Raw genomic sequence first — 10,994 nt, 5'->3', positions numbered from 1 at the left:
CAAACGACACCCCACCCACCGAAACCACAGAAGAAACCACCACCACCGCAACACCCCAAGGCGCCTCGAAGTAGCCACAGCGCCGCCGTCCCTCTCAGAGCTCGTAACACGACCAGGGGCGGGTCCTCTTGACGCCCCGTGCCACCGTCCCAGCCCGGTGCCGGCAGGTCCGAGCGGAGCCGAACGTCAGCCCTGACGCCGGTAGTTGCCGACCGGCGTCACCGCAGGGCACGTACAAGTTGCTCCGCGGCCACAGCCGGTCGTCCGCGATCCAGGGCCGGTTCCCCCTACCTCACGAACGGCGGAATCGTCGCCTTGGTCCCGCTCGACCAGAGGCACCGCAACAAGATCGTGTTACGAGCTCTGCAGAGGAGAACAAGCATGTCTGCGCCCCCCGCCCACGCCGCTTCCGGGCCGTTGCCCCGCATCCGTTCCGCGCTCGACAAACTCGTGAGCTTCAAGCAGAGCACGTCCGTACGCTCACCCGAGGGGCACACCTTCCCCCTGGCAGCCAACGAATCCCCGTACGAGCCGATCCCCGCGGTGGTGCAGGCGATCCACGAGGCGGCGCTGGGCATCAACCGCTACCCGGACAACAGCTGCGCGGACCTCATCTCCGAGATATCGGCACGCTTCGCCGTGCCGGAGGACAACGTCGCCGTCGGCTGCGGCTCCGTCGGCGTCTCCCGGATGCTTCTGGAGGCGGTCGCGGAGCCCGGCGGGGAGGTCCTCTACGCCTGGCGCTCGTTCGAGGCCTACCCGATCCTGACCAGGCTCTCCGGTGCCACGCCGGTCGAGGTCCCGCTCAAGGACGGGGCGCACGACCTCGACGCGATGGCCGCCGCGATCACCGACCGGACGCGGCTCATCTTCATCTGCAACCCCAACAACCCGACGGGCACGGTGATTTCCCGGTCCGGCGTCGAGAGATTCCTCGACCAGGTCCCCGCCGACTGCCTGGTGGTCATCGACGAGGCGTACATCGAGTACGTGCGTGACGACGACGTCCCCGACGGCCTCAGCCTCCGGCCCGGGCGTCCCAACGTGGTGGTCCTGCGTACCTTCTCCAAGGCATATGGCCTGGCCGGGCTCCGGATCGGCTTCGCGGTCGGACACCCCGCCGTGGTCGACGCCCTCCGCAAGGCCTTCCTCCCGTTCAGCGTGAACGGCGTCGCGCAGGCCGCGGCGATCGCCGCTCTCCGCTCGGAGGAGGCCCTGATGGCCCGCGTGCAGACCACGGTCGAGGAACGCGAGCGGGTCCACCACGCGCTGACCGAACAGGGCCGGCGCGTCACCTCCAGCGGCGCCAACTTCCTCTGGCTCCCGCTCGGCGACCGGGCTCTCGCCTTCGCCGGTCACTGCGCGGCGGCGGGGGTGGCGGTCCGGCCCTTCGCGGGCGAGGGAGTCCGCGTCTCGATCGGCTCTCCCGCGGAGAACGACGCCTTCCTCGCGGCGTCGGCCGCCTTCCCCACCACGCCCGGCAACCCGGGACCGGGCGAGGACACCCTCCCGGAGGACCCACCGCGGAGACGGTCACGTGTACCCGCCGCAGAGCGGGTACCCGCGTCCTTCCCGAGGGTTCCGGCCGTGCCCGGGCCATCGTAGGGAGCGGGGACGAGAGCCCTTAGGCCGGGACCGGCCATGTGGGATCTCGCGAGAGATGAGAGGGTCTGACGGGTGAGCGAGACACCACCTAACACCCTCCAATACCGCTTCGACGGGCCGGAAGACGCACCTGTCCTGATCCTGGGTCCCTCCCTGGGCACCACCTGGCACATGTGGGACCGGCAGGTCCCGGAGCTCGCGAAGACCTTCCGGGTCTTCCGTTTCGACCTCCCCGGACACGGCGGGGCCCTCGCCTACCCGGCCGGCTCCGTGGCCGAACTGGCGGGGCGGCTCCTCGGCACGCTCGACCAGCTCGGCGTCCAGCGCTTCGGATACGCGGGCTGCGCGTTCAGCGGCGCCCTCGGCATCGAGCTGGCCCTGCGCCGCCCGGAACGCGTCGCCTCCCTCGCCCTGATCGCGGCCTCACCCCGATTCGGCACCGCCGACGAGTTCCGCCAGCGCGGAGTGATCGTCCGCTCGAACGGACTCGACCCGATCGCACGCACCTCGCCCGAGCGCTGGTTCACCACCGGCTTCGCCGCCGCCCAGCCCGCCATCACCGAGTGGGCCGTGCAGATGGTGCGCACCACCGACCCCGGCTGCTACATCGCCGCCTGCGAGGCCCTCGCCGCCTTCGACGTACGGTCCGAGCTGGGCCGGATCGGCGTGCCCACCCTCGTCCTCGTCGGCTCCGACGACCAGGTCACCGGCCCCGCGGAGGCCCGCACCCTGGTCGCCGGCATACCGGACGCCCGCCTCGCCGTCGTGCCCGGCGCCTCCCACCTCGTACCGGTCGAGCAGCCCGCCGCCGTCACCGACCTGCTCGTACGCCACTTCTCCACCGCCTGGCAGCCCACCGCCTTCGACTCCGCGACCGGGCAGATGGCCATCCAGTCGGCGCCCGTGCACCCCGCCCTGTCCGCGCCGCCGCCGGTCGGCCCGTTCGCCGAGATCGGCCCCGCCGCGGCACCGCCCGAGGTCATGGGACGGCCCGACCCCTACGACGCCGGGATCAAGGTGCGACGCGAGGTGCTGGGCGACGCGCACGTGGACCGGGCACTGGGCGCGGCCGACGAGTTCTCCGGAGACTTCCAGGACTTCATCACCCGCTACGCGTGGGGCGAGGTCTGGGACCGGCCCGGACTCGACCGGCGCTCGCGCAGCTGTGTCACCCTCACCGCCCTCGTGGCCGGCGGACACCTCGACGAACTGGCCTTCCACACCCGCGCCGCCCTGCGCAACGGCCTCACCCCCGTCGAGATCAGGGAGGTGCTGCTCCAGGCCGCCGTCTACTGCGGCGTACCGGCCGCGAACAGTGCCTTCAAGGTGGCGCAGCAGGTGATCCGCGAGGAGACCACCCCCGAGGAGTGAGCGCGGGAGCGAGCGGCCCGTGCGCCGGGTGGTGGAGCCCCGGCGCGGCCGCGGGGGCAGGATGGGACGTATGAAGCTCACGAAGAAGTCGCACGCCTGCGTCCGTCTCGAGAAGGACGGGCGCACGCTCGTCATCGACCCCGGCGGTTTCAGCGAGGAGGACGCGGCCCTGGGCGCGGACGTCATCCTCGTGACGCACGAGCACCCCGACCACTTCGACGAGGGGCGGCTGCGGGCCGGCATGGACGCCAACCCGGCGGCCGAGATCTGGACGCTGCGCTCGGTGGCGGAGAAGATCTCCGCCGCCTTCCCCGGCCGGGTGCACACCGTCGGCCACGGCGACACGTTCGGCGCGGCCGGATTCGACGTCCAGGTGCACGGCGAACTGCACGCCGTGATCCACCCCGACATCCCGCGCATCACCAACGTCGGCTACCTCGTCGACGGCGGCCGGGTCTTCCACCCCGGCGACGCGCTCACCGTCCCCGGTGGCCCGGTCGAGACGCTGATGCTGCCGGTCATGGCCCCGTGGAACAAGATCTCCGAGGTCATCGAATACGTACGCGAGGTCAAGCCGCAACGCGCCTACGACATCCACGACGCCCTGCTCACGGACCTGGCCCGGCCCATCTACGACAGCCAGATCGGCTCCCTGGGCGGCTCCGAGCACCTGCGGCTCACCCCGGGAGCGTCGGCCGAGGTCTGACCGGACCGCCGCCCGCCCCGGCCCCCTCGCGAGCCCGTTGACTTCGCTCGCGAGGGGGCCGGGTGTCTCCCGCGGACCCGTTGTCGTACCCGCCCGGTAGGTTGTGAGGCATGCGCATCGCCACCTGGAACGTGAACTCGATCACCGCCCGCCTGCCGAGGCTGCTGGCCTGGCTGGAGAGCACCGGCACGGACGTGCTGTGCCTCCAGGAGGCCAAGGTCGCCGCCGAGCAGTTCCCCACGGACCAGCTGCGCGAGCTGGGCTACGAGGCGGCGGTGCACGCCACCGGCCGGTGGAACGGCGTGGCGGTGATCTCCCGCGTCGGCCTGGACGACGTCGTCAAGGGCCTGCCCGGCGACCCCGGCTACGAGGGCGCCGAGGAACCCCGGGCCGTCTCGGCGACCTGCGGCCCGGTCCGCGTCTGGTCGGTGTACGTGCCGAACGGCCGCGAGGTGGGCCACCCGCACTACACGTACAAGCTCCAGTGGTTCGACGCCCTGAGGACCGCCGCCGCGGGCGACGCGGCGGGCGGCCGCCCGTTCGCCGTGATGGGCGACTACAACGTGGCGCCGACGGACGACGACGTCTTCGACGTGGCCGCCTTCGAGGGCCTCACGCACGTCACGCCGGCCGAGCGCGACGCCCTCGCCGCACTGCGGGCGACCGGCCTGTCGGACGTGGTCCCGCGCCCCCTGAAGTACGACCGGCCCTTCACGTACTGGGACTACCGCCAGCTCGGCTTCCCGAAGAACCGCGGCATGCGCATCGACCTCGTCTACGGCAACGAGGCGTTCTCCACAGCGGTCAAGGACGCCTACGTGGACCGTGAGGAGCGCAAGGGCAAGGGCGCCTCGGACCACGCGCCGGTCGTCGTGGACCTGGACGTCTAGGACGCCCGTCCGGCCCGCGGCACCGAAGGACCGGGCCCCTGCATCAGCCCACCAGCAGGACGAGCTTCCCCCGTGTCCGGCCCCGCTCGCCCGTCCGGTGAGCCTCGGCGACCTCGACGAGCGGGAACGTCCGCGCGACCGGGAGGGCGAAGCGCCCCGACTCGATCAGTTCACCGATGTCGCCGAGCGCGTGCACCGCGCGGCCGTCGTCCCCGCTGCTGAACGTCACCCCGTACTGCCGCGCTCCCGTGAAGTCGGCGACGGTGACGACCTGCCCGGCACCACCGGCGAGACCGATCAGCTCGGGAAGCACCCCGCTCCCGGCGACGTCGAGCGCCAGATCGACACCGTCGGGAGCGAGCGCACGGACCCGCTCGACGAGGCCCGCACCGTAGGCGACGGGCTCGGCGCCCAGCGAGCGAAGGTAGTCGTGGTTCGCCGGACCGGCGGTGCCGATGACCCGCGCGCCGCGTTCCACGGCGAGCTGGACCGCGGCGCTGCCGACGCTCCCGGAGGCACCGTTGACGAGGAGCAGCACCCCGCCTGCGACTCCGAGCCGGTCGAGCGCCCGCGTGGCCGTCTCCACAGCGGCGGGGAGGGCGGCGGCGCCGGGGAAGTCGAGCGACGGCGGGATCGGCGCGTAGGGGGACAGCACCGCCAGCTCCGCCTGGGCCGCCCCGTCGGGGGTGAAGCCGTACACGTGGTCGCCGACGGCCACATCCGTGACGCCGGCGCCGAGTTCGTCGACGACGCCGGCCGCCTCGTGGCCCAGGGTCTGCGGAAGCTCCTCGTCCATCAGGCCCTCGCGCTTCTTCCAGTCGCTCGGGTTGACCCCGGCCGCCCGCACCGCGATCCGGACCTGGCCGGGGCCCGGACGCGGATCGGGAAGGTCCACGATCTCCAGCACCTCGGGCCCGCTGAACCGGCTGAACCGCACTGCCTTCACGCCTGCCTCCGCTCTCGCCCCGCACACCGTCTGCCACGCGCCCGACCGTGCGGGCGCCTTCGCACGGGCACCGTACGGAACGTACGACACCCGTGCCCGCGCCGCGCCGGGTGAGCCGGCGCGGTACGGGCACGGGTGTCGTGGCGCTAGTCGTTCAGGCGGGCGAGCAGCAGGTTGGGATCCTGGGCGGTGACGTAGGCGGCGCTCGTCACATAGACGGTGTGACCGCGCAGGGCGACGGAGGTGGGGTTCTGGAGGCCGTCGGCCTGGGTGAGCACGATGGAGTGGCTGCCGTCGGGCCGTACCAGTGCGACCCGGCTGGAGCCGTTGAGCGTGGCCAGCAGGCGGTCGCCGTGGCCGGTGAAGGCGAAGTCGTCGATGCCCGGCAGGCCGGTGGCCCTGATCCGGGCCCGGCCGGCGTGTCCGCCCGGGAGGACGGGGATGCGCACGACGGTGCCCTGGTCGAGGTTGCCGGCCCAGACCGCGCCGTGGTGGAACTTCAGCCCGTTGGCGCCGAGGAAGCCCGTGGAGGCCAGTTCGGGGGCTGTCGACCAGGCGGTCGCGGTGCCGCCGGCGGTGGGCACGCGCCAGATGGTGCCGAGCACGGAGTCGGTGACGTACAGGGTACGGCCGTGAGCGTCCAGAGCGAGGCCGTTGGGCAGGCCGTCCGCGGGCAGTGCGGCGATCCGCTCGGGCCGGCCGCCCGGCCGCAGACGCCAGACGCCGGTCAGGTCGGAGGTGCCGGTGGCGTACAGGAAGTACAGGGTGCCGTCGTGGGCGCGGGTGATGCCGACGGTCAGCGGGAAGCCCAGGACCGGCGTGTGGACGCCGCCGTCGGTCGGCTTCGGCAGGGTGGCCAGGATCCGGGTGGTGCCGTCGCGGGACACCTTGGCGACCTGACGGCCCGCGGCGAAGGTGACGTACGCGTCGCCGCCCGGTGCCAGGGCGATGTTCTCGGGTGTCCGTCCCGAGGCCAGGTCGAAGTGCGCGGCGATCCGCGCGTGGTCCAGCGACGCGGGGACAGCGGCCGGCGGCACCGTGTGGGTCGGTGTCGACGCCATCGCCGGTACGGAGACGAGTGCCCCCGTCAGGGCCGTGACGAGGACGGCCGCCGACGCGACGAGGGTGGAGAGCTTCTTGGCCATGGTTCCTTCACTTGATTTCGGGCATGCGGCAGCAACTCGCCGACACATGAAAGGTGTTGGGGGAGTGGGAAAAAGGGGGGTGTCCGGGGCTCGCGGCCCGGTCAGGGCGCGGGTGTCCCGGACCCCGGAGACGGCGGGACGGTCCGGAGAGGTTCCGGCGCGAGGGCTGCGGGCCCGGTCGGCGGGGCGGACCGCACGGCCTGGGCGAGCAGGGTGAGGGCGGCACGCGAGGACGAGTCCGACTCGGCCGTGGCGACGACGATGCCGGGGCCCGGACCGTGGCTGAGGGTCTGCTGCGTGACGGTCAGCGCGCCGACCAGCGGATGCCGCATCGCGTAGGCCGCGACACTGCACGCCCTGATCCGGTGGTCGGCCCACATCGACGCGAACTCGGAGCTCCTGGAACTGAGTTCACCCACCAGCGCGTGCAACGCCCCGTCGTCCGGGTGCCGGCCCGCCACCAGCCGGAGGTTGCCCACGACCGCCCTGGCCTTGCCCGGCCAGTCCGCGTACAGCGCCCGGGTGTGGGCGTCGAGAAACACCAGCCGCGCCATGTTGGGACGCCCGGCCGCCGACTCCGGTGCCTCCGGGGCCAGATGGCCGGCGAACAGGGCGTGCCCCAGACGGTTCCACGCCAGCACGTCACTGCGCCGGCCGAGCACGACCGCCGGAACATCCCCGAGCGCGTCGAGCAGTTGGCGCATCGCCTCGCTCACGCGTTCCGGAGCGGGCCGCCGCCCCCGCGGGCGTTGCCGGTCCGCGCGGGCCAGACGGCGCAGGTGCCGCACCTCGGACTCGTCGAGCCGCAGCGCCCGGGCGATCGCGTCCAGCACCTCCGGCGAGGCGCTCTGCGACTGGCCCTGTTCCAGCCGCGTGTAGTAGGAGACGCTCACGCCCGCCAGCAGGGCCAGTTCCTCGCGCCGCAGCCCCGGCACGCGCCGCCGTTCCCCGTACGTGGGTACCCCGACGTCCTCGGGACGCAGCTGGGCACGCCGCGTCCGCAGGAAGTCCCCGAGGTGCGATGTTCCGTTCATGGCTCCGAGTATCGGCGCCCCGGCGCCAGTCAGCCTGCCCCGGCTGTGGGTAGGCAACGGCGGGTCCGGCACTCCGGGCCGGCCGTGCGTGACGGGGGAGCGGCGCACCCAACTCGCCGCTGCGCCCCGGTACATCGCCGACCGGGGCGAGACCGTCCTGACGTCCCTGGCCCGGTGGCTCGCCGGCGAGCGCGGATCTCCGAGGGGCAGGACGCCCAGCTTGTGGATGACGGGAGCGGTCCGGGCGAGTCCCGGGCATGGTGATTCGGACCATTCCGTGATCAACTGCCGCAAGATAGGCTCGTGGAAATGCCGGGAACGCGGTGCCGTCGGCGATCGCACCCCACGGAGAGGCCGGTCATGAACATCCCCTTCTTGGAAAAATGGCGCAGGCGCCATCCGGCGCACCAGGACAGGGCGCTCGCCGCCGCCTTCGAGGACGACCCCGACGGTGTCGCCGAACTGCTCTCGGAGTGCGAGCTGCTCCGCTCCCAGGCCGCGGCCGCAGGCCTCGAACTGGACGACACCCCGGCCTCGTTGGCGGCACTCGACCAACTTCTGCCGCTGTGGCGCGACGACCCGGAGGCGCTTCCCTGGCTCGGCAACGACGCCGGCCTCTACCTCGGCACGGTCGTCGTGCGTACGGTCCCCGGCGCGTCCTGGCATGTCTGGCCCGGCGGCAGCCCCGCCGTACGGCTGCCCTCGGGCCGCGAGATCGCCGTCGTCGAGGCGGGGCTCGACTGGGCCGTCCAGGGCGTCCCCGAACTGTCCCAGACGTACGCCGAGGCATCCGAGGGGTGACGGGCGGCCATCGGCCGGGCCGACGCACACGGCACCCCCCCGGAGCCTCGGAGCCCGGGCGTGCCGGATGAATGCCATCCGGGGGATCGTACGGAGTGTCGTGATGAGGTCGTAATGCAGCCTCAAATACGGTTAATTGCTCTGCGTGCGTGTCGTCCCTTAAGTCCAGTTTTGCGTCGATAGTTTTCGTTGACCGACACAGCTGAGAGTGGACAGGACCGGAATGGCCGTCGATCCGTTGATCGAGCCGCACGACGTCAACACTTACTTCGGGGAGCTGCATGTTCTGCAGGACGTCAACCTCACCGTCGGCACGGGGGAGGCGACCGCCGCCACCGGCCCGCCGGTACCGCGGAAAGGAGGGCAGCCCGCCCGTTGAGCCGTCCCCACCCCGACAGGACACCAACTTCCGCACGGCACAGGGGATCCCGTACGCGGGGGCGTCGCTCCGCGAGCGGACACGCCGGACCCGCGGGCGCTTCGGCGGCGCCGGGACGGCCCAGCCCCACGGCATCCGCGCCCCGCACGGCGTGGGCCCTGAACCGCGCACCGGGAAGCCGACCGCGTCGAACCTCGACTACGATGTGGCGTTCATCCCCGCGGTGACGGCGACCCCGCCGCTCCGCACCGGGATGTGCGCGCCGCTCACCCGGGCGAACCGGTGGGAGCGGAGCGGTCCCGAGACCGAGGCCGTGGACGTGGCAGCGGCCGAACCAGGGACGCTGCTGCCGGGTGGGGTACCCCCCACCGCCCCGCCACCGTAGGGGAGCAGCAGCTCACAGGGCCAGGCCCGGCCGGCGGCAGCCGGAGATCACTGCTCGCGCAGGGGCACCGACACATACGACGGGTCGTGCTCCGGCGAGGAGAAGGTCAGCTGCGCGCCGGACGGGTTGTGCTCGATGTAGAGCGGGTCCACCGTGTCGACGACCAGGGCCAGTCGATGCCCTGCCGGGACGTCGTAGGCCGTGGAGAACAACTCCAGGTCCACACCGAAGGGCTTGCCGGGCGTCCGCCCGTGGAAGGTGTACGGCGCGTTGCTGACCAGCTTGCCGAGGCCGAGCGGTCCCACGTCGTACAGATAGGCGACGAGGGTGCCGCTCTCCTTGGTCGCGGTGACCGTCGTGTGCACCCGCGCGGTGCCGCGCACGTGCTGTCCGCCCGCGTACCTCTCCGACTGCCACACCGCGGCCCAATAGCGCGGCAGCAGCGGGATCGAGGCCATCGGCGGGGTCCGCGTGAGCTGGTCGAGGATGCTGGACAGGAAGACCACTCCGCCGTCCGCGCCCGAGTCGACGTTCGTGTGGATCGTGGTGGTGCCGCCGAGGGCGATCTTCCGGGTCGTGGCGCCGACCGACTTCCAGTCCGGGTAGCCCTCGTAGCCGTCGCCGGAGCGGGACTTGAGCCGGACGGGCTGCTCGCGGTCGACGCCGTTGTCGTCACCCTTGAGGTAGTGGTCGAACCAGCGGTCGGTGTCGGTCCACACGTCGTTGGGGAGCCCGAACAGGCCGGTCAGTTCGGCGGTGGCGTGGTCGCCGGGCCGGAACTCCAGCCGCTTGGGTCCGGTCAGCTCGTCGTAGAACCTGCCGTACTGGTTGGGCGAGAAGATCGTGTCGCCCCAGGCGTTGGCGAGGAAGACGGCCGCGCCGTTCTTGTTGAGCTGGTCGACGTAGGTCTCGGGGGAGCGCTTCTTGCCCCAGTCGATGAGGCTCTGCTCCTTGGACAGGTTCGAGGAGAAGAAGTCCTTGAACACCTGCTGGACTTCGGGTCCGGGGCGGCCGGTGAGGTATCCGACGCCGTCCAGCAGGGCGGCGGCCTGGGCGTGCTGGGTGCGGTTGGAGTAGATCGAGTCGATCAGGTCGGCCCAGCCGCTGAGCGCGGCGACCGCCTTGATGCGCCGGTCGTGCGCGGCGGCGAGCAGGCTGATGCCGGCCCCGTACGAGACGCCCGCCATCCCCACCTTCCGTGGATCCGCCGGGGTGTTGGCGAGCGCCCAGTCGATGACCTTGGAGGCGTCGGCGGTGTCGGGCGGGCCCGCGACCTCGATCTGCCCGCCCGACTGCCAGAACCCGCGGACGTTGTAACTGACCACCACATAACCGGAGTTCGCGAGCTTCTGGGCCTGGACGAGGTACTCGGCCTGCGGCAGGCCCCAACTCGTGGGCAGCACGATGAGCGGATAGGCGCGGGTGCCGTCGGCTCCCGCGGGGGTGACGACGTTGGCCTTGAGGGGCGTTCCGCCGTCTCCGGTGATGTCGACGAATCGGATGCCGCCGCTCGCGCCGCCCGCGGCCTGGGCGGCGGGGGCCATTCCGAGGCCGGCGGCGGCGATCAGCGTCGCGGAGACGGCACCGACGGCGGACGTGCGCAGGGCCTTGCGACCGTGTCCCACGGGTCACTCCTCACTGGTCAGTGCAAAGTGACCCGACGGTAACCTCGTCGGCTACCGGAGGTAACCCACCAGTAAGTTACGTGCGAGTAACGATTGTTGAAGAGTTC

At 72.1% G+C, this 10,994-nt stretch carries 8 protein-coding genes and 2 pseudogenes; 6 read left to right on the top strand and 4 right to left on the bottom strand.

Annotation, left to right across the window (positions count from 1 at the left end; translation table 11 throughout):
• Positions 1-381 precede the first annotated feature (381 nt).
• The 4 genes and pseudogenes from hisC to ABZT74_RS29960 form a co-directional block, all read left to right on the top strand.
• Positions 382-1,467, top strand: a pseudogene (gene hisC, locus ABZT74_RS29975) (histidinol-phosphate transaminase); the annotation flags it as partial.
• Between the two features lie 210 nt (positions 1,468-1,677).
• Entirely contained in the window at positions 1,678-2,976 is a 1,299-nt protein-coding gene (gene pcaC / locus ABZT74_RS29970) for a 4-carboxymuconolactone decarboxylase (protein ID WP_356439983.1), read from the top strand.
• 70 nt (positions 2,977-3,046) lie between these two features.
• Positions 3,047-3,682: an MBL fold metallo-hydrolase gene (locus ABZT74_RS29965; protein WP_356439981.1), complete on the top strand. Its 636-nt coding sequence runs from the start codon at positions 3,047-3,049 to the stop codon at positions 3,680-3,682.
• A gap of 110 nt (positions 3,683-3,792) precedes the next feature.
• Positions 3,793-4,572, top strand: coding sequence for an exodeoxyribonuclease III (locus ABZT74_RS29960; protein WP_356439978.1), 780 nt, complete (start codon positions 3,793-3,795; stop codon positions 4,570-4,572).
• A 43-nt stretch (positions 4,573-4,615) separates the two neighbouring features.
• Here ABZT74_RS29960 and ABZT74_RS29955 read toward each other — a convergent pair whose 3' ends face one another.
• The 3 genes from ABZT74_RS29955 to ABZT74_RS29945 all read right to left on the bottom strand — a co-directional run bounded on the left by ABZT74_RS29955 (position 4,616) and on the right by ABZT74_RS29945 (position 7,697).
• Positions 4,616-5,518, bottom strand: coding sequence for an NADP-dependent oxidoreductase (locus tag ABZT74_RS29955; protein WP_356439976.1), 903 nt, complete (start codon positions 5,516-5,518; stop codon positions 4,616-4,618).
• Between the two features lie 146 nt (positions 5,519-5,664).
• A complete protein-coding gene (locus tag ABZT74_RS29950; protein WP_356439973.1) occupies positions 5,665-6,663 on the bottom strand; it encodes a hypothetical protein in 999 nt (332 codons plus the stop codon).
• Between the two features lie 101 nt (positions 6,664-6,764).
• Complete coding sequence (locus ABZT74_RS29945) at positions 6,765-7,697, bottom strand: helix-turn-helix transcriptional regulator (protein WP_356439971.1); 933 nt, start codon at positions 7,695-7,697, stop codon at positions 6,765-6,767.
• Positions 7,698-8,057: 360 nt separating this feature from the next.
• Here ABZT74_RS29945 and ABZT74_RS29940 point away from each other — a divergent pair, with 360 nt between their 5' ends.
• Together ABZT74_RS29940 and ABZT74_RS29935 are read left to right on the top strand one after the other, a co-directional pair.
• A complete protein-coding gene (locus ABZT74_RS29940) occupies positions 8,058-8,498 on the top strand; it encodes a DUF6278 family protein (protein WP_355883304.1) in 441 nt (146 codons plus the stop codon).
• Between the two features lie 223 nt (positions 8,499-8,721).
• Positions 8,722-8,820 (top strand): annotated as a pseudogene (locus ABZT74_RS29935) (amino acid ABC transporter ATP-binding protein); the annotation flags it as partial.
• A gap of 489 nt (positions 8,821-9,309) precedes the next feature.
• Here the strand turns inward: ABZT74_RS29935 and ABZT74_RS29930 are convergent.
• Positions 9,310-10,887 (bottom strand): alpha/beta fold hydrolase, encoded by a 1,578-nt coding sequence (locus tag ABZT74_RS29930; RefSeq protein ID WP_356439968.1) that lies wholly within the window; start codon positions 10,885-10,887, stop codon positions 9,310-9,312.
• Between the last annotated feature and the right edge of the window lie 107 nt (positions 10,888-10,994).

It is taken from the genome of Streptomyces sp. NPDC005302, assembly GCF_040607345.1.
Classification (GTDB): Bacteria; Actinomycetota; Actinomycetes; order Streptomycetales; family Streptomycetaceae; genus Streptomyces.
Note: the sequence above shows the minus strand (reverse complement) of the source record. Positions and strands in the feature narration are given on the sequence as shown.

Excerpts from the sequence above, each read along its gene's own strand:
- ABZT74_RS29950 (WP_356439973.1), bottom strand. The coding sequence starts at position 6,663 with ATGGCCAAGAAGCTCTCCACCCTCGTCGCGTCGGCGGCCGTCCTCGTC.
- ABZT74_RS29945 (WP_356439971.1), bottom strand. The coding sequence starts at position 7,697 with ATGAACGGAACATCGCACCTCGGGGACTTCCTGCGGACGCGGCGTGCC.
- ABZT74_RS29965 (WP_356439981.1), top strand. The coding sequence starts at position 3,047 with ATGAAGCTCACGAAGAAGTCGCACGCCTGCGTCCGTCTCGAGAAGGAC.
- ABZT74_RS29960 (WP_356439978.1), top strand. The coding sequence starts at position 3,793 with ATGCGCATCGCCACCTGGAACGTGAACTCGATCACCGCCCGCCTGCCG.
- ABZT74_RS29940 (WP_355883304.1), top strand. The coding sequence starts at position 8,058 with ATGAACATCCCCTTCTTGGAAAAATGGCGCAGGCGCCATCCGGCGCAC.